This is a genomic window from Streptomyces sp. NBC_01233 (genome assembly GCF_035989305.1).
Classification (GTDB): Bacteria; Actinomycetota; Actinomycetes; order Streptomycetales; family Streptomycetaceae; genus Streptomyces.
This window is the reverse complement of sequence record NZ_CP108514.1, coordinates 1,814,949-1,832,363: the sequence shown is the minus strand read 5'-3', so window position 1 is coordinate 1,832,363 and position 17,415 is coordinate 1,814,949. Positions and strand designations below refer to the sequence as shown.

The window sequence follows — 17,415 nt, the reverse complement described above, 5'->3', positions numbered from 1 at the left end:
TCATGAAGATTCTCGTCGTCATGACGGCCAAGGCCACACTGCACCTGCTGGACGGCGAACAGCATCCCTCGGGATTCTGGGCCGAGGAATTCGTCGTCCCCTATCAGCTCTTCAAGGCCGCCGGCCACGCAGTGGACGTGGCGACGATCGGTGGCCAGGCACCCACCGTCGACCAGACGAGCATCGACCCCCAGTTCCTCCAGTGGGTCCGCCCCCAGGGTTCGCCGGACGAGGACGCGGCCAACGCCGCCGAGTACGTCCGGGTCATCGGGGACACCCCCCGGCTGAGAGCTCCCCTCGCGCTGGAGGACCTCACCGAGAAGGACATCGCCGACTACGACGGCGTGTACGTCAGCGGCGGCCACGGCGCCATCGGCGACCTGCCCAAGTCCGACGAGCTCGCGCAGATCCTGCGCTGGGTCATCGCCCAGGACAAGCCGCTCGCGACCGTCTGCCACGGCCACACCTCGCTGCTCGCGCTGCGCGACGGCGAAGGCCGCTGGCCGTTCGAGGGCTACCGGATGACGGCCTTCTCGCACAGCGAGGAACTGGTCACCAACATGGCCGGCCGGCTCCCGCTGATCCTGGAGGTCGAGCTCACCCGGCTCGGCGCCCGCTACGAGAAGGCCGAAGCCATCTGGGACTCGCACGTGGTCGTGGACCGCAGGCTGACGACCGGCCAGAACCCCTACTCCTCCAAGGCCCTCGCCGAGACTTTCTTACGGCAGCTCGCGAAGGGCTAGTACCGCCCCGCACCCGACACCGGAAGGCAGCCATGACCAAGCGTGAGCTGAGCGGCCAGCCCCTCGCGAACCCCGGGAAACTGTTCATCGGCGGCACATGGGTCCCGGCCCAGGACGGCCGTACCGAACCGGACATCAGCCCCGTGGACGGGCAGGAGATCGTGCCGGTGGCCCAGGCCACCGCCGCCGACGCGGACGCGGCCGTCGCCGCCGCGCGCACGGCGTACGAGGAAGGCCCGTGGAGCAGACTGTCCGCCCAGGAACGCGCGCTGCGGCTGAACCGGGTCGGTGAGCTCATCGAGCGCGACCTGGAGGAGATCGCCCTGCTGGAGACCGTGGACATGGGCAAGCCGTTCGCCTTCTCCAGCACGGTCGACGCCCCCATGGCCGCTCAGCTCATGCACTACTACGCCGGCGCCGTGACCCGCGTCGACGGCTCCTCGCGGGCCCCGGCCGGCGGACAGCTCGCCTACACCCTGCGCGAACCGCTGGGCGTGGTCTGCGCCATCACCCCGTTCAACTTCCCGCTGCTGCTGTCGATGACGAAGATCGCGCCGGCCCTCGCGGCGGGCAACACGGTGGTCCACAAGCCCTCCCCGGCCACCCCGCTCACCGCTCTGAAGATCGCCGAGCTCTTCCAGGAGGCGGAGATCCCGGACGGCGTGCTGAACGTGATCACCGGTCCCGGCGTGGAACTGGGGGAGACCCTCACCGACCACCCGGACATCGACAAGATCGCCTTCACCGGCTCCACCTCGGTCGGCCAGTCCATCATCCGCAAGGCGGCCGGCACCCTGAAGAAGGTGACGATGGAGCTCGGCGGCAAGTCCGCCAACATCGTCTTCGCCGACGCCGACCTCGACGCCGCGGAGGAACTCGCCTTCTTCGGCATCTACTACAACAAGGGCGAGATCTGCACCGCCGGCTCCCGGCTGCTCCTGCACCGGCCCATCCACGACGAGATGGTCGAACGCCTCGTCCGCCGGGCCGCCGCCCTCAAGCCCGGCGACCCGCGCGACCCGGCCACCCTCTTCGGGCCGCTGGCCCACCGCGGCCAGTTCGACAAGGTCAGCTCCTACATCGAGGTCGGCGAGAAGGAGGGCGCCCTCCTGCGCACCGGCGGCACCGGCTGGACCCCCGAGGGCGCTTCCAGCCAGGGCCTGTACTTCCTGCCGACCGTCTTCACCGGCGTCGACAACGGGATGCGGATCGCCCAGGAGGAGATCTTCGGCCCGGTCCTGTCGATCATCCCCTTCGACACCGAGGAGGACGCCGTACGCATCGCCAACGACAGCGCGTACGGCCTCGCCGCCGGCGTCCACACCAAGGACCTCAGGCGCGCCCACCGGGTCGCCTCGCAGATCAAGGCCGGCACGGTCTGGGTCAATTGCTACAACCAGTACGACCCCTCCGTGCCCTACGGCGGCTACAAGGCCTCCGGCTACGGCCGCGAGTGCGGCCCCGAGTCGCTGGAGAGCTACACCCAGACCAAGTCGGTCTGGATCGGCATGGACTGAGGTCCCCTCCCGAAGGAGCGGCAATGCGCACAGGCATCATCGGCACCGGGCGGATCGGCTCGACCCTGGCCAGGATCCTGGTGGCGGCTGGCCACCAGGTCGTCCTCGCCAACGCCCGGGGCCCGCAGACCCTCGGCCCGCTCGTGGCCGAGCTGGGACGGGCGGCCTCGGCGGCGCACCCCGCCGAGGCCGCCGCCCAGGCCGAACTCCTGGTGCTGATGGTGCCCTTCGACAGCGTCCGGGGTCTGCTCCCGCCGCGCGTCGTGCAGGACAAGGTGCTGGTGGACGCCACCAATGCGTTCGGCGGCCCCGGCACCCCTGCCGCGCGAGACGGGCGCGGCTCCAGCGACCTGGTCGCCGAGTGGTACCCCGACGCCCAGGTCGTGAAATCCCTGAACACCATGCATTTCGAAACCCTCGCCGTCGCCGGCACCGCATCCGGAGAGCGCCTGGCGCATTACACGGCGGGCGACGACGCGAAAGCGAAGGAAATCGTCGCGGGAATCATCACGGATCTGGGATTCGCGCCCGTAGACACAGGCCCGTTGCACTCCGGAGGAATTCTCCAGCAGCCCGGCGGGCCCCTCTTCAACCGGCCGCTCACGGAAGCGCAGGCGCTGGCATGGATATCACACTGAATGTGAACGGAAGACCGGAGCAGTTCTCGGCGCAGCCGAACGAACTGCTCGTGGAACGGCTCCGCGACGGCCTCGGACTCACCGGCACCAAGGTCGGCTGCGACACCGGCCAGTGCGGCTCCTGCGTCGTCCGGCTCGACGGCAGGTCCGTCAAGAGCTGCCTGGTCCTCACCGCCTCGGCCGCCGGCAGCGAGGTGGCCACCATCGAGGGCGTCACCACCCCGGGCGGCGAACTGACCGGACTCCAGGAGGCACTGCGCCAGGAGCACGGCACCCAGTGCGGCTTCTGCACGCCCGGCATGGTCATGGCGCTCGGCGAACTCGTCGACACCACCGCCGGCGGCGAGGCCCCCACCGAGCCCGAGATCCGCGAGTGGCTCACCGGGAACCTGTGCCGCTGCACCGGCTACCACAGCGTCGTACGGGGCGTGCAGCGCGCCTGCGCCGCCGCCCGGGCCGAGGAGCCCGCGGCCCTCGCCGAGTCCGGCGCCGTCGCCGCGTCCACCGCTGCCGGACAGGAGGTGTGAGGGACATGACCGCAGTGACGGGGGACGCCCCTGCCGTGGGAGGCGGAGTGCTCGGGCAGCCGCTGGACAGCCGCGAGGATCCGCAGCTGCTGCGCGGCGAGGCGACGTACGTGGCGGACATCGACCTGCCGGGCACCGCCCACATGGCCATCCTGGGCAGCCCGGTCGCCCACGCGAAGATCCTCTCCATCGAGACCAAGGCCGCGGAGCAGCTGCCCGGCGTGCTGAAGGTGGCCACCGCCGCCGACTTCACCGACGTCATGCCGCTGCCCTGCATCTGGATACCCGGCGGGGTCGAGAGCCACTTCCCGCCCCACCCCTACGGCCTTCCCGGCGCCCGCCCGGTCCTCACCGGCGACACCGTGCGGCACGTCGGCGACCCGATCGCCGTGGTCGTCGCCGAGACCCCGCGCCAGGCCACCGCGGCGCTCGCCGCCATCGCCGTCGAGTACGAGCCGCTGCCCGTGGTCACCCGGGCCGACGAGGCACTCGCCGAAGGCGCGCCCCAGCTGCACGAGGCGGTCCCGGGCAACCTGAACGCGTACTGGACCTGCGGCGACAAGGACCGCACCGACGCGGCCATCGCCGAGGCCGAGGTCACCGTCGAGCTCGACCTGGTCAACCAGCGCACCATCAACAGCCCCATCGAGCCCCGCGGCGCGGTCGGCGACTTCAATGCCGCCACCGGCGAGTACACGCTCTACGCCTCCACCCAGGGCCCGCACAACCACCGCTTCCTGCTCTCCGCGCTGGTCCTCGGCATCCCCTTCAACAAACTCCGGGTGATCGCCCCGACGGTCGGCGGCAGCTTCGGCACCAAGGGGTACCTGTACCCCGACATGGCGCTGGTCCTGCTGCTCTCCAAGGCGCTCGGCCGGCCCGTGAAGTGGGTGGACACCCGCACCGGGCTGATGAACTCCACCGTCCAGGGCCGCGACCACCGCCAGCACGTCACCCTCGCCGGCACCCGCGACGGCCGCATCACCGCCGTGCGCGCGACCAGCTACGCCAACCTCGGCGCCTACCCCTCCACCATCGGCCCCGGTGTCGCCACCGCCCTGATGGGCCGCTCCATCAGCGGCATGTACGACATCGGCGCGGCCTTCTGCGAGGTCTACGCCGCCTTCACCAACACCGTCTCGCTCGGCGCCCAGCGCGGCAGCGGGCGCGCCGAGGCCGCCTTCCTCATGGAGCGCCTGGTCGACCGGTACGCCTCCGAGATCGGCATGGACCCGGCGGCCGTACGGCGCAAGAACCTGGTGCCGAAGGAGAAGTTCCCGTACGACAACGGTCTGGGCTGGACCTACGACTCCGGGAACTACGAGCTGAACTTCGACCGGGCGATCGAGCTGTCGGGCTACGCCGACATGCCCGCCCGCAAGGCCGAGGCCCGCACCCGCGGCAAGCGCCTGGGCGTCGGCCTCGCCACCTACGTCGCGATCTGCGGGGTGGGCCCCTCCACCCGGATGTCCCAGGAGGGCATGCTCGGCGGCACCTGGGAGAGCGCGAACATCCGCGTCCACCCGACCGGAGAGGTCACCGTCACGGTGGGCTCCGCCTCCACCGGCCAGAGCCACGGCACCGTCTTCGCGATGGTCGCCGCCGACGAGCTCGGCATCGACCCGGACACGATCCAGGTCCTCGAAGGCGACACCCAGAAGGCCCCGTACGGGCAGGGCACCTACGGCTCGCGCTCCTACAGCATGGCCGCGCCCGCCGTCGCCCTCACCGCCCGGAAGATCAAGAGCAAGCTGCTGAAGGCCGGCGCGGTGTTCCTGGGCGTCCCCGAGGAGAAGGTCGTCTACGAGGGCGGCAAGGTCTGCGAAGAGGGCAACCCGGAGAACGCCAAGACCTTCGCCGAACTGGCCATGTCCATGTGGTACGGCTGGGGGCTGCCCCCGGAGATCGAGCCGGCCCTCGACGAGACCACCCACTTCGACCCGCCGGACTTCAACTACCCCTTCGGGACGCACGTCGCGGTCGTGGAGATCGACGAACTGACCGGCGAGACCGAGGTGGTGGCCTACACGGCCGTCGACGACGCCGGGAACATCGGCAACCCGAAGATCGTCCACGGGCAGATCGAGGGCAGCATCGTGCACGGCCTCGGCCAGGCCCTCATGGAGGCCGCCGAATACGACGAGAACGGGCTGCTGGTCAGCTACGACCTCAACCACTACGCCCTGCCGCGCGCCGCCGACGTGCCGTTCTTCGCGCTCGACAAGACCGTCACGCCCAGCCCGCACAACCCGCTCGGCGCCAAGGGCGCCGGCGAGATCGCCACCGTCCCGCCCGCCGCGGCCGTCGTCAACGCCGTCGTCGACGCCCTTTCCGACCTGGGCGTCCAGCACATCGACATGCCGCTCACCCCCGAGAAGGTCTGGCGCCGCCTGAGAGGGGAATCCCAGTGATCCTCACCGAATTCGACTACGTCCGGCCCGCCGGCCTCGACGAGGCGCTGGCCCTGCTCACCGGGACGCGCGGCGCCCGGATCCTGGCCGGCGGACAGAGCCTGCTGCCCGACCTGCGCACGGGAGCAGACCGCGCCCGCCTGCTGGTCGACATCCGGCGGCTGGAGGAACTGCGGGGCGTCCGGCGCGACCCCGGCGGCGGGCAGCTGCGGATCGGGGCCCTCACCACGCTCGCCGAGCTCGCCACGGACCCGCTGGTGCTCGCCGAGGCGCCCGAACTGGCCGCCGCGGCCCGCGCCAACGGCGACCCGCAGGTCCGCAACCTCGGCACGGTCGGCGGCAACCTCGCCGCGGCCGGGCGGGCCACCGACCTGCCGGTCGCCGCGATCGCCGCGGACGCCGCCGTCGAACTGGCCGGCCCCGACGGGCGGTCGGCGCTGCCGGCCGAGGAGTTCGCCGCCGGCAGCGCACCCGCCGCCGCGGTGCTCACCGCCCTGCTGGTGCCCGCCGCCGGCCGGGCCGCCGCCTTCGAGAAGACCGCCGACCGGGCCAGCCGCTACCCGGTGTGCGCCACCGCCGTACGGATCGCTCCCGACGGGCCGCGCATCGCCGTCACCGGGGCCACCTCCCGCGCGCTGCGGCTGCGCGGGGTCGAAGACCGCCTGCGCGGGGGCCCGTACAGCACCGACGCCGTGCTCGCGGCCTTCCGCGCCGAACCCCGGGAGCTCTTCGTCCCCGGGCGCGGCACCTCGGCCGAGTACCTCGGCCACCTCGCGGGGGTACTGACGGCCCGAGCCTTGCAGAGGGCCGAGCAGGCACTCGCCTGATCGCCCATCAAGGGGCCCGGAAAGGGCCCCATCACGGGGGAGTTGAGTGAAGCAGTGGCCGAACCATCGAAGACGACCACGGGGATCACCGTGCACCCGGCCGCACCCGCGGCAGGTGCGCCCAGAGGCTCCGGCTTCTGGGTGGTGGGAGCGGTCCTCGTCCTGCTGATGCTCTCCTCCTCCGTACCCTCCGCCCTCTACGTGCTCTACCAGCAGGAGTGGGGCCTGTCCTCCGGCATGATCACGGTGGTCTTCGCCCTGTACGCCGTCACCGTGCTCGCCGGCCTCCTGCTGTTCGGGTCCCTCTCCGACACCCTGGGCCGGCGCCCGGTCCTGGGCGCCGGACTGGTCCTGGCGATCGTCTCGATGGCCCTGTTCGCCGCAGCCGACGGGCTCGGCCTGCTCCTCGCCGCCCGCGCCGTACAGGGCCTGGCCGTGGGCCTCGCCACCGGGGCGATGGGCGCGGCCCTGCTGGAACTCAGCCCCGCCTCGAAGCCCGCGCTCGGCGCCCAGGTCAACAGCGCGGGCCCGACCGTGGGCATCGGCCTCGGCGGGATCGGGGCCGGACTGCTCGTCCAGTACGCGCCCGCACCGACCGTCCTGAGCTACCTGCTGCTGGTCGCGGCCTTCGCCGTGACCCTGGTGGGCGTGGTCAGGATGCGGGAGAGCGCGCCGGGCGCCGGCGGCCGCTTGCGCGTGGTCCCGCACCGGATCCGCGTGCCGGAGGGGGCCCGCGGCCGGTTCGCCGTCCTCGTGCTGACCATCGTCGCCGTCTGGTCGGTGGGCGGCTTCTACCTCTCGCTCGGCCCGCACCTGGCGCTCTCGCTGCTGGAGTCCACCAACTACCTCGTCGGCGGCGCCACGGTGGCCCTGCTCGCGGGCGCCGCCACCGTCGCCCAGCTGATGCTCGGCGGCACCGCGGCGCTGCGCACCGCCGTGCTCGGGCTGTTCGGCCTGCTCGCAGGGCTCGGCCTGGTACTGCTCGCGCTGGGCCTCGGCTCGGCCACGGTGTTCCTGGCGGCCACCGCGGTCCTCGGCAGCGGCTGGGGCGCCGCCTTCCTCGGCTCCTTCCGGGCGCTGAGCGCGCTCGCCGAACCGGCGCACCGCGGTGAACTGACCGCCGCCGTATACGTCTTCGCGTACCTCGCGATGAGCATCCCGGCGGTCCTCGCCGGGATGCTCACCAACATCCACGGGCTGCACCGTACCTCCGTCGGCTTCATGGCCGCCGTCGCCGGGGTGTGCGCGCTGGCCCTGCTGGCCACCCTGCGACTGGCCGCCCGCACCAGGGCAGAGGAGGGCACGGTATGAACCCGGCAGAACTGCGGTCCGCCCTGCGCTCGCTGGAGATCTTCGAAGGGCTGGCCGAGGACCAGCTGGACTGGCTGGTCTCGGTGTCCGAACCGCGGGTCCTCGCCGACGGGGAGGTGCTCTTCCGGGACGGTGAGGAGGCTGCCGGCTTCCACGTCCTGCTCTCGGGCGGGCTGGTCGTCACCAAGGTCGTCGACGGCCGGGAGGAGGTGCTCACCCGCCACTCCACGGAGCAAGAGAGCGCTTCCGCCGAGGAGCACGACGGCAAACCGTCCGCCGCCCACCGGTTCACCGGCGAACTGCCCCTGCTGACCGAGGGCTCGTACGTGGCCACCGCGGCCGCGAGCGGGCCGTCGACCACCGTCGTGGCGTACCCCAAGCCGGTGTTCTTCGACATGCTGACCCGCTGCCACGGGGTGGCCGCCGTGCTGATCCCCGTACTGGCCTGGCGGATCAAGTCCTCCGAGGTGCAGGCCCGCAAACGGGCCACGGTGGAGGCCCTCGGCACCCTCGCGGCCGGGCTCGCGCACGAGCTGAACAACCCGGCGGCCGCCGTGGCCCGGGCCGCGCAGGAGCTGGCCCCGGCCCTGGACCGGCTCACCCGGACCGCCCAGGCCTGGGGCGCGGCCGCCACCGGCGCGGAGCGGGCCGTCTTCGACCGGCTCGCCGAGGAACTGGACAAGCTGCCGCCGCCGGTGACCACCGACCCGTTCGCCCAGGCCGACGCCGAGGAGGAGATCGCCGACTGGGCCGAGGAGGAGGGCACCGAACGGCCCGGCCTGCTCGGTTCCGGGATCTCGGACCTCGGACTGGAACTGGGCTGGCTCCTGGAGCGGCTGGAGGGGGTCGGCGAGCCGGCCCTCGCCTGCGCCCTCGACCACCTGGCGGCGCTGCTGGAGATCCGCTCGCTCGCCGCGGAGCTCCGGGCGGCGGGTCCCAGGATCTCCCAACTCGTCTCCGCCACCCGGGATTACGCCAATCTCGACCGGGCGCCCGAACGGCGCTTCTCGGTGACGGAGGGACTGGAGAACACGCTGGTCGTGCTGCGTGCCAAGCTCACCGGCATCGGCATCGTGCGTGAGTACGAGCCGGGCCTGCCCGAACTGACGGGCTATCCGAGCGAGTTGAACCAGGTGTGGACCAACCTGGTCGACAACGCCGCCGAGGCCATGGAGGGCGCGGGCGTACTGACCCTGCGCGCCCGGGCCGAGGGCGTCTGCATGGTCGTGGAGATCTCCGACACCGGCCGCGGCATCCCCGGGGAGTCCCTGCCGCGGATCTTCGAACCCTTCTACACCACCAAGGACGTGGGCAAGGGCACGGGCCTGGGACTGCACCTCAGCTACCGCATCGTGACCCAGCGCCACCACGGCTCGATCACCGCGCGCTCGCGTCCGGGCGACACCCGGATGGTGGTCCGGCTGCCCTTCGCCGGCAGCGCCCAGTCCTGCGTGTCACCTGCCGCAACGCCCGATACGGCACCCGTCGAGGGCACCTCACCCAGTTGAAACGGAGTCGACATGGCCAAGTACGACATCTCCAAGCTGCACCCGGTGTTCGTCCGCCAGATGGAAGCGCTGGCCGCCCTGGACATCGAGGCGGTGATGAAGAACTACACCGACGACGCCGTGCTGCTGCGCTTCGAGGGGGTCTCGGTGGGCATCGAAGCCGTTCGCGAGACGTTCACCGGCTATCTCACGGTGAAGCCCACCCTCGTCGAACTCCAGGAGTACATCGAGACCGAAGACACCATCTTCTACCGGGCGATCATGAACCTGAACGGCGAACCGGAGCACGCGTTCGGGACACTTGTCGTCCGCGATGGCCGAATCTGGCGGCAGACTGCCGGGTTCGGCGGCTGACGGCCGAAATCTGGGTAGCGTGTGCGGGGAGGGCGGGAGAAACGCCCTCCCCGTATGTGTGGCATACCGCGCGTCGGCGGACTGCGCATATATGCGAGCAGTGGCAAAGGGGAGGCAATGGAAAACGAAACCGGGCGGATCGAGGCATTCAGTGACGGAGTATTCGCCATCATCATCACCATCCTTGTTCTGGAATTGAAGGTTCCGGAAGAAACGGGATCGGAGTTCTGGCACGGGGTCCGGGAGCAGTGGCCGCATTACGCCGCCTACGTCGTGAGTTTCCTCATCATCGGCGTGATGTGGGTGAACCACCACACCATCTTCAGTCACCTGAAGAGGGTCGACCGCCCCCTGTTGTTCCTGAATCTCCTGGTGCTGATGGTGGTGTCGGTGATTCCGTACACCACCAACGTCCTCGCCGAGCACCTCGTGGAGGAAGGCGGCTCCGCCAATGCGGCCGCGGTCCTCTACAGCGCCGTCACCGTGGCCTACGCCTTGGCCTTCCTGGCCTTCTGGTGGTACGTCACCCGGGTCGGCCACCTCTTCCACGAGAAGGTGGACCGGGAGGGCGCACGAGCCACACGGGTGCGTTTCGGCCTCGGTGCCATCGCCTACCCCCTCACCGTCGCGCTGGCCTTCTACTCCGCAACACTCACGCTTGTCGCACATTTCCTGATCGCGATCTACTATGCGGCGAACCAGATCCCCATCCCCCTCGTGGTAGAGGAAGAGCGGCTCGAAACTGCCAGCGACCTCAGGAAGTAGCCGCCGGGGCCTACGGCCGTTCTTCGCGGTCAAGTAGGGTATTGGATCTAGCTGGTCGCGGGGGAGGCCCAGATGGCTCGCGTAGTCCTGCCGGAGGATTCCACGAAGGAAATCTCCGAATTGATCGACGTCATGATCTCTCTGCTCTTTGAGTCCTTACCCCGGCGGGATCAGCGAAACTGGGCCCGCGTTTATCTGAACGGGTTGGTGCGGACCACAGGGAAGAAAACAATCCGTAACATCGCCGGAACAGGGGCCAGTTCCGTCGAGCAGAGCCTCCAGCAGTTCATCAGCAAGTCCCCCTGGGACTGGACCCCGGTCCGCCGCTCCCTCGCCCAGCACCTCGAACGCACCGCCCAGCGCCCCCTGGCCTGGGTGCTCCAGCCCATGGTCATAGAGAAGGCAGGCGACCGCTCGGTCGGCGTCGGCCGGCAGTTCGTCCCCCAGCTCGGCCGCACCGCCAACTGTCAGCAGGCCAGCGGGATCTGGCTCGCCTCCAGCGAGGCCAGCTTCCCGGTCGAATGGACCCTCACCCTCCCCGGGCCCTGGACCAGTGAACTCCTGCGCCGCCGACGGGCCGGCATCCCCGACACCGCCCGCTCCCTCACCCCCGCCCAGGACGCCGTACACGCCGTCCAGCGGATGGCCGCGACCTGGCAACTCCAGCGCCGGCCCGTGGTGATGGAGGTCGCCAACGGCGATCTGCCCCAGAGCATCGAGTCCTTCACGCTGCAGGACATCCCCTTCGTCTTCAAGGTCGACGGCTCCCTGCCCGTCTCCTTCGGCGGCGCCGGCCGCCACAAACCCGGACCGCACACCGCACCCGCCCGCGAACTCATCGACTCCCTGCGGTCCCAGCGCCGCGTCGTCGAATGGACCCGGCACGGCCGCGCCGAAGGCGCGGTGACCCTGCTGACCTCGGCCTCGATCCTCGCCACCCCCTGCGAGGACCGGCCCGTGCCCGCGCCGCCCACCCCGCTGCTGCTGGTCGGAGCCTGGACCGAAGCCGCCCTGCTGCCCTCCGAGTTCTGGATCACCAACATCGGCGACCGGCCCCTCGCCCAGCTCTTCCTGCTCGCCAAACTCACCGACAGGGTCTCCCTGGACTTCGCCGAGACCTGCGAACCGGTGGGCATCCGCGACTTCGAGGGCCGCTCCTTCCGCGGCTGGCACCACCACGCCACCCTCGCGAGCGTGGCCCACGCCGCCAAACTGCTCGGCACGCGGCCGCACCTGCCCGACGGATACCCCGGGCCCGCCCGCGCCGCCGTCACCCGGCCGGCCGCCACGGCGGCCCGGCCCGCCGCAGCCCGGCCGGCGACCCCGGCCGCGCTGCCGCCGCGCCCGTACCTCCCCGGCCAGACCCCGCGCCGCGAGTACATCCGCTGATGCTCGACATAGCCGACGAGCTACGCGCGTGGTGCGCCGCCCAACGGGAGTTCGCGCTGGCCACCGTCGTGGCCGTCAGCGGCAGCGCCCCGCGCGGCCCCGGTGCCTCCCTCGCCGTCGACGCCCGGGGCGCCGCGCTCGGCTCCATCTCCGGGGGCTGCGTGGAATCCGCCGTGCACGAGCTGTGCCTCGACGCGCTCGCCTCCGGCCAAGGCGGCCTGCACCGCTTCGGCTACAGCGACGACGACGCCTTCGCCGTGGGCCTGACCTGCGGTGGAGTCCTGGACGTACTGGTCACCCCGGTGCGCGGACTCGACCCGGTACGGCCCGTGCTCGGCTCCGTGCTCGCCGCCGCCGCAGGCGGCACCCGCGCCGCGCTCGCCCGGGTCGTCTCCGGCCCGCCCCGCCAACTCGGCCGGGCGCTCGCCGTCCACGCCGACGGCTCCTACGAGGGCGGGCTCGCCGGCGGCCCCGCCCTGGACCGGGCCGCCGCCGGGCGGGTACGGGCCCTGCTGCTGGCCGGGCGCACCGCCACCGCCGAGCTCGGCACCGCCGGCGGACTCTGCGGGGAGCCCCTCACCCTGCTCGTCGAATCGGCCGCCGAGCCGCCCCGGCTCATCGTCTACGGAGCCATCGACTTCGCCGCGGCCCTCGCGCGGATCGGCGCCTTCCTCGGCCACCGGGTCACCGTGTGCGACGCCCGGCCCGTCTTCGCGGCCCCGGAGCGCTTCCCCGACGCCGACGAGGTCCTCGTCGACTGGCCGCACCGGCACCTGGCCACGGAATGGGAGGCGGGCCGCCTGGACTCCCGTACCGCCGTGTGCGTCCTCACCCACGACGTCAAATTCGACGTACCGCTGCTGGAACTGGCCCTGCGGCTGCCCGTGGGCTACGTGGGAGCCATGGGGTCGCGGCGCACCCACGCCGAACGCGTCAGACGGCTGCGGGAGGAAGGGGTGACGGACGCAGCGCTCGCCCGGCTGCGCTCACCCATCGGGCTGGACCTCGGCGGCGCCACCCCCGAGGAGACCGCCCTGGCCATCGCCGCCGAGTTCACGGCGGTCCGGCACGGAGGAACGGTGCTCCCGCTGGCGCAGCGCCCCGGTCCGGTGCACCGGCGTGCGGCGCAGGTGGCCCGGGCGGCCGGGAGGGGATGAGGGCGTCGGCGCCCGCAGCACTGTGCGGATCGAGCGGAGCGGCGCCTGCACTGCACTGCGGACGGCGCGGTGCGGCCACCGACGGCGCTACTCCTTGGGCGGGATGTCGTACACGTTGTCCGGGGTCACGATGCCGGTGATCGTCTTGGCGAGGAGCGTGCTCGGCTCGCTGCCCCGGTGGTGGATGTCGGTGTTGATCAGGACGACCAGGGTCGCCCGCTCGGAGGGCAGGTGGACGGTCACGCTCTCGTATCCGGGCAGTGAGCCGTTGTGCCCGATCCATCCGTGGTTGTCGAAGATGCCGAGCCCGTAGTCGTTGCCGGGAAAGCCGGTGGGGAGCATCTTCATCCGCTCCGCCTGGGTGGTGGGGGACAGGAGCGTGCCGGTGGCGAGGGCCTGTGCCCAGCGCCGCATGTCGTCCAGGTCGGAGATCATCGCGGCGGCCGCCCACCCCCAGCTCGGATTCCAGTCGGTGGCGTCGACGGTCTTGCCGGCCTGCGTCGCATGTCGGGAGCGCCTCTTCCCGTGATCCTGGAGCCCGCGGTCCCCTGATCGGCCGGACGGCTCCTAGCCGGCCCGGGCCTTCACGTGGTCGAGCACCTTGTTGAACTCCTCGGTCGGGGAGAAGTCGACGTACTCGGTGTCGGTGAGCGCCACGGGGACGTGGCCCGGCCCCCAGTAGAAGGCCTGCCCCTCCTCGTACACCGTGTCCCCGTCCCGGGAGTGCATCAGCAGTCGGCCCTTGAGGAGGTAGCCCCAGTGCGGGCACTGGCACATGTCGTCCGGCAGCCCCTTGACCGCCGCCGTCATGTCCGTGCCCTCGGGCAGGCGGAAGAAGCCGACGGTGAGGTCTCCGCCGATCTCCTTGACCCGCACTTCCAGGCCACCGCCCTCGAGGGCGACGGGGGTCTCGTCCCGCGTCGTTCCCGCCATGGTCCGACCTCCGCTCTCCGTGCTTGTCTTCCTCTCCCTCCCTTCACTCTCCGCCCATCCGGCGCATCCCGCGCGCCCCTACGGGACCAAGGTCCCGTAGGAAAGAACCAGGCGGCCCGGCATGTCCTGGACGATCGGCCCGGACTGTGTAAACGCCAGGTCGTGGGAGAATGAAGTACGTGCGTTTCCTCGGCTGACCCGTCGGGGTACCTCCGATCGACTGGGATGTTCAGCACGTGCGTTTCCTCAATGACTCGAAGCCGCCGTACGACCTGACGTACGACGATGTGTTCATGGTTCCGAGCCGCTCCGCGGTCGGTTCCCGCCAGGGCGTCGACCTCTCCTCGCCCGATGGCACCGGCACCACCATTCCGCTGGTCGTGGCGAACATGACCGCCATCGCGGGCCGCCGGATGGCCGAGACCGTCGCCCGCCGCGGCGGCATCGTCGTCATCCCGCAGGACATCCCGATCGAGATCGTCACCGACGTCATCTCCTGGGTGAAGACCCGCCACCACGTGCTCGACACCCCGATCACGCTGGCGCCCACCCAGACGGTCGCCGACGCGCTGTCCCTGCTGCCGAAGCGCGCCCACGGAGCCGGAGTCGTCGTCGACGGCGAGGGCCGCCCGGTCGGCGTCGTCACCGAGCACGACCTGAGCGGTGTCGACCGCTTCACCCAGCTCTCCGAGGTCATGTCGAAGGAGCTGCTGCTCCTCGACGCGGACATCGACCCCCGCGAGGCCTTCAACCAGCTCGACGCCGGCCACCGCAAGCTGGCCCCCGCCGTCGACGAGGACGGCAAGCTCGTCGGCATCCTCACCCGCAAGGGCGCCCTGCGCGCGACCCTCTACACCCCGGCGACCGACGCCAACGGCAAGCTGCGCATCGCGGCCGCCGTCGGCATCAACGGCGACTTCGTGCAGAAGGCCAAGCAGCTGCTCGACGCGGGCGTGGACACGCTCGTCATCGACACGGCGCACGGCCACCAGGAATCGATGATCAACGCGATCAAGGCCGTCCGCGCGCTGGACCCGCAGGTCCCGATCGTGGCCGGCAACATCGTCGCCGCCGAGGGCGTCAAGGACCTCATCGACGCCGGTGCGGACATCATCAAGGTCGGTGTGGGCCCCGGCGCCATGTGCACCACCCGCATGATGACCGGCGTGGGCCGCCCGCAGTTCTCCGCGGTGCTGGAGTGCGCGGCCGAGGCGAAGAAGTACGGCAAGCACGTGTGGGCCGACGGCGGCGTCCGTCACCCGCGCGACGTGGCGATGGCGCTGGCCGCCGGCGCGTCCAACGTGATGATCGGCTCCTGGTTCGCCGGTACGTACGAGTCCCCGGGCGACCTCCAGCAGTCGGCCGACGGCCGCCTCTACAAGGAGTCCTTCGGCATGGCCTCGGCGCGCGCGGTGCAGAACCGCACGAGCGAGGAGTCGGCCTACGACCGTGCCCGCAAGGGCCTGTTCGAGGAGGGCATCTCCACCTCGCGCATGTTCCTCGACCCGTCGCGTCCGGGCGTCGAGGACCTGATCGACTCGATCATCGCGGGGGTGCGCTCCTCGTGCACGTACGCCGGTGCCGGGTCCCTCGCGGAGTTCGAGGAGAAGGCCGTCATCGGCATCCAGTCCGCGGCCGGCTACGCCGAGGGCAAGCCGCTGCACGCCAGCTGGAGCTAGCCCCACTCCACCGTGGCCCCGGCCGTCCCTTCGCGGACGCCGGGGCCACGCCCGTTCCCGGGGCCTGCCCCGCCCCCCGCCCCCCGCGCCTCGATCGCCGGCCGTGCGGGCGGGCCGGCCTCGGCCTCCGGCCGATCCAGCCGCGCCTGGCGGACGGTGCCGGCACATCCAGCCTCGCCGGCGTTCGAGGCGCGGGGTCTGGGGCGGAGCCCCGGGTCTTGAGCCGCGGCGGCACGATCCAGCCGCGCCCGGGGCGACCGTTCGGCGTGGCGGGTGACCGTTCGGCGCAGGCGGGAGCCGGATACGCCAAGCGGCGGATAACTCCGGGGCGTGGGTCGGTCACGCTGAGGTGGCCCGACCAGGAAGGGGCGCCGGTCGCGCCGCGCCCCTCCCCGGATGACACGGGATCGGCCGCTCAGGGGCGGGGGGGATGGTGTCCCGACGGTGAACTGTGCACGCCCGCACGGTATTTGGGAATGCGGATGGTGACCTTCATGCCGGCGCCGACGCCCGTCTCGATCACCGGCCCGTACTCGTCCCCGTACACCTGCCGGATCCGCTCGTCGACATTGGGCAGCCCGATGCCGGAGGTGGAACCGCTGTGCTCCCCGGCCAGGATCCGGCGCAGCAGTGCCGGATCCATTCCCACCCCGTTGTCCTCGACGGTGATCACCGCCTCCGCGCCCGCGTCCTGCGCGGTGATGGTGATCCGGCACTCCTCGGTGGAGTCCTCCAGCCCGTGCTTGACGGCGTTCTCCACCAGGGGCTGCAGGCACAGGAACGGCAGCGCCACCGGCAGCACCTCCGGTGCCACCTGCAGGGTCACCTTCAGCCGGTCGCCGAACCGGGCGCCGGCCAGCGCCAGATACTGCTGGACGGAGCGCAACTCCTCGGCGAGCGTGGTGAAGTCGCCGTGCCGCCGGAAGGAGTACCGGGTGAAGTCCGCGAACTCCAGCAGCAGTTCCCGGGCGTGCTCCGGATCGGTGCGGACGAACGAGGCGATCGCGGCCAGCGAGTTGAAGATGAAGTGCGGGGAGATCTGCGCCCGCAGCGCCTTGATCTCCGCCTCCATCAGCCGGGTCCGCGAGCGGTCCAGCTCGGACAGCTCCAGCTGCACGGACACCCACCGGGCGACCTCGGTCGCGGCCCGCACCAGTACCGCGGACTCCCGCGACCCGTACGCCACCAGCGCGCCCAGCATCCCGTCCTCGCCGGTGAGCGGGGCCACCACCGCCCACTTCAGCGGACAGTCGGGCCGCTGGCACTCGGTCCGCACGCTCTGGCTGCGGCCCGACTCCAGCATCACCGCCACCCGGGCCATCGCCCGCCGCTCGTGGTGGTCGGCGCCCGGGCCGTCCCAGGCCAGCACCGACTCCCGGTCCGTGAGGCACAGGGCCTCCGTACCCAGCAGCGACCGCAGCCGCCGGGCGGCCTTGCGGGCGGCGTCCTCGGTGAGCCCGGCGCGCAGCGGGGGAGCGGCCAGCGAAGCCGTGTGCAGGGTGTGGAAGGTGGCCCGCTCCACCGGCGTCCCGAGGTCCGGCCCGGCGGCCCGTTCACCGCGCAGGGCGTGCCGGCGGCCCGCCGCCCAGCCCGCGGCCAGCAGCAGGACCGCACCCGCCACCGCCAGCAGGGCCGGCACGGCCGGACACACCGCGC

The 17,415-nt window shown here is 71.7% G+C and carries 15 protein-coding genes and 1 pseudogene; 13 read left to right on the top strand and 3 right to left on the bottom strand.

What is annotated here, in order from left to right:
• Nucleotides 1-2: 2 nt before the first annotated feature.
• The 12 genes from OG332_RS08335 (at nt 3) to OG332_RS08280 (ending at nt 13,147) form a co-directional block, all read left to right on the top strand.
• Nucleotides 3-743: a type 1 glutamine amidotransferase domain-containing protein gene (locus OG332_RS08335; protein WP_327412848.1), complete on the top strand. Its 741-nt coding sequence runs from the start codon at nt 3-5 to the stop codon at nt 741-743.
• Nucleotides 744-775: 32 nt separating this feature from the next.
• Complete coding sequence (locus OG332_RS08330; protein ID WP_327412847.1) at nt 776-2,260, top strand: aldehyde dehydrogenase family protein; 1,485 nt, start codon at nt 776-778, stop codon at nt 2,258-2,260.
• A 23-nt stretch (nt 2,261-2,283) separates the two neighbouring features.
• Nucleotides 2,284-2,898: an NADPH-dependent F420 reductase gene (locus OG332_RS08325; RefSeq protein ID WP_327412846.1), complete on the top strand. Its 615-nt coding sequence runs from the start codon at nt 2,284-2,286 to the stop codon at nt 2,896-2,898.
• A 2-nt stretch (nt 2,899-2,900) separates the two neighbouring features.
• Nucleotides 2,901-3,425: a (2Fe-2S)-binding protein gene (locus OG332_RS08320; RefSeq protein ID WP_327412845.1), complete on the top strand. Its 525-nt coding sequence runs from the start codon at nt 2,901-2,903 to the stop codon at nt 3,423-3,425.
• 5 nt (nt 3,426-3,430) lie between these two features.
• Nucleotides 3,431-5,836, top strand: a complete 2,406-nt coding sequence (locus OG332_RS08315) for a xanthine dehydrogenase family protein molybdopterin-binding subunit (RefSeq protein ID WP_327412844.1) — start codon at nt 3,431-3,433, stop codon at nt 5,834-5,836.
• Complete coding sequence (locus OG332_RS08310) at nt 5,833-6,663, top strand: FAD binding domain-containing protein (RefSeq protein WP_327412843.1); 831 nt, start codon at nt 5,833-5,835, stop codon at nt 6,661-6,663. Before OG332_RS08315 ends, OG332_RS08310 begins: the two co-directional genes overlap by 4 nt.
• Before the next feature lie 42 nt (nt 6,664-6,705).
• Nucleotides 6,706-7,974, top strand: coding sequence for an MFS transporter (locus OG332_RS08305; protein WP_327412842.1), 1,269 nt, complete (start codon nt 6,706-6,708; stop codon nt 7,972-7,974).
• A complete protein-coding gene (locus OG332_RS08300) occupies nt 7,971-9,482 on the top strand; it encodes an ATP-binding protein (protein ID WP_327412841.1) in 1,512 nt (503 codons plus the stop codon). The genes OG332_RS08305 and OG332_RS08300 overlap by 4 nt, the downstream gene beginning before the upstream one ends.
• Nucleotides 9,483-9,494: 12 nt before the next feature.
• Nucleotides 9,495-9,836 (top strand): nuclear transport factor 2 family protein, encoded by a 342-nt coding sequence (locus tag OG332_RS08295; protein WP_030656331.1) that lies wholly within the window; start codon nt 9,495-9,497, stop codon nt 9,834-9,836.
• Between the two features lie 117 nt (nt 9,837-9,953).
• Entirely contained in the window at nt 9,954-10,601 is a 648-nt protein-coding gene (locus OG332_RS08290; protein WP_327412840.1) for a TMEM175 family protein, read from the top strand.
• 72 nt (nt 10,602-10,673) lie between these two features.
• On the top strand, nt 10,674-11,990 hold the full coding sequence (locus tag OG332_RS08285; RefSeq protein ID WP_327412839.1) for an IS701 family transposase: 1,317 nt from the start codon (nt 10,674-10,676) through the stop codon (nt 11,988-11,990).
• Nucleotides 11,990-13,147, top strand: a complete 1,158-nt coding sequence (locus tag OG332_RS08280; RefSeq protein ID WP_327412838.1) for an XdhC/CoxI family protein — start codon at nt 11,990-11,992, stop codon at nt 13,145-13,147. The genes OG332_RS08285 and OG332_RS08280 overlap by 1 nt, the downstream gene beginning before the upstream one ends.
• Nucleotides 13,148-13,234: 87 nt before the next feature.
• On the opposite strand, the pseudogene OG332_RS08275 reads toward OG332_RS08280, so the two are convergent.
• A pseudogene (locus OG332_RS08275) lies at nt 13,235-13,648 on the bottom strand (serine hydrolase); the annotation flags it as partial.
• A 66-nt stretch (nt 13,649-13,714) separates the two neighbouring features.
• Nucleotides 13,715-14,080: a hypothetical protein gene (locus tag OG332_RS08270; RefSeq protein WP_327412837.1), complete on the bottom strand. Its 366-nt coding sequence runs from the start codon at nt 14,078-14,080 to the stop codon at nt 13,715-13,717.
• A 236-nt stretch (nt 14,081-14,316) separates the two neighbouring features.
• On the opposite strand from OG332_RS08270, the gene OG332_RS08265 reads away from it, so the two are divergent.
• Complete coding sequence (locus OG332_RS08265; RefSeq protein WP_327412836.1) at nt 14,317-15,759, top strand: GuaB1 family IMP dehydrogenase-related protein; 1,443 nt, start codon at nt 14,317-14,319, stop codon at nt 15,757-15,759.
• A gap of 415 nt (nt 15,760-16,174) precedes the next feature.
• On the opposite strand, the gene OG332_RS08260 is transcribed toward OG332_RS08265, so the two are convergent.
• Entirely contained in the window at nt 16,175-17,410 is a 1,236-nt protein-coding gene (locus OG332_RS08260; protein ID WP_327419144.1) for a sensor histidine kinase, read from the bottom strand.
• Nucleotides 17,411-17,415 lie beyond the last annotated feature (5 nt).

What these genes read in the sequence shown, in the direction of transcription:
- OG332_RS08325 (WP_327412846.1), top strand. Translation starts at nt 2,284, where the DNA reads ATGCGCACAGGCATCATCGGCACCGGGCGGATCGGCTCGACCCTGGCC.
- OG332_RS08330 (WP_327412847.1), top strand. Translation starts at nt 776, where the DNA reads ATGACCAAGCGTGAGCTGAGCGGCCAGCCCCTCGCGAACCCCGGGAAA.
- OG332_RS08285 (WP_327412839.1), top strand. Translation starts at nt 10,674, where the DNA reads ATGGCTCGCGTAGTCCTGCCGGAGGATTCCACGAAGGAAATCTCCGAA.
- OG332_RS08280 (WP_327412838.1), top strand. Translation starts at nt 11,990, where the DNA reads ATGCTCGACATAGCCGACGAGCTACGCGCGTGGTGCGCCGCCCAACGG.
- OG332_RS08335 (WP_327412848.1), top strand. Translation starts at nt 3, where the DNA reads ATGAAGATTCTCGTCGTCATGACGGCCAAGGCCACACTGCACCTGCTG.
- OG332_RS08315 (WP_327412844.1), top strand. Translation starts at nt 3,431, where the DNA reads ATGACCGCAGTGACGGGGGACGCCCCTGCCGTGGGAGGCGGAGTGCTC.
- OG332_RS08290 (WP_327412840.1), top strand. Translation starts at nt 9,954, where the DNA reads ATGGAAAACGAAACCGGGCGGATCGAGGCATTCAGTGACGGAGTATTC.
- OG332_RS08270 (WP_327412837.1), bottom strand. Translation starts at nt 14,080, where the DNA reads ATGGCGGGAACGACGCGGGACGAGACCCCCGTCGCCCTCGAGGGCGGT.
- OG332_RS08300 (WP_327412841.1), top strand. Translation starts at nt 7,971, where the DNA reads ATGAACCCGGCAGAACTGCGGTCCGCCCTGCGCTCGCTGGAGATCTTC.
- OG332_RS08295 (WP_030656331.1), top strand. Translation starts at nt 9,495, where the DNA reads ATGGCCAAGTACGACATCTCCAAGCTGCACCCGGTGTTCGTCCGCCAG.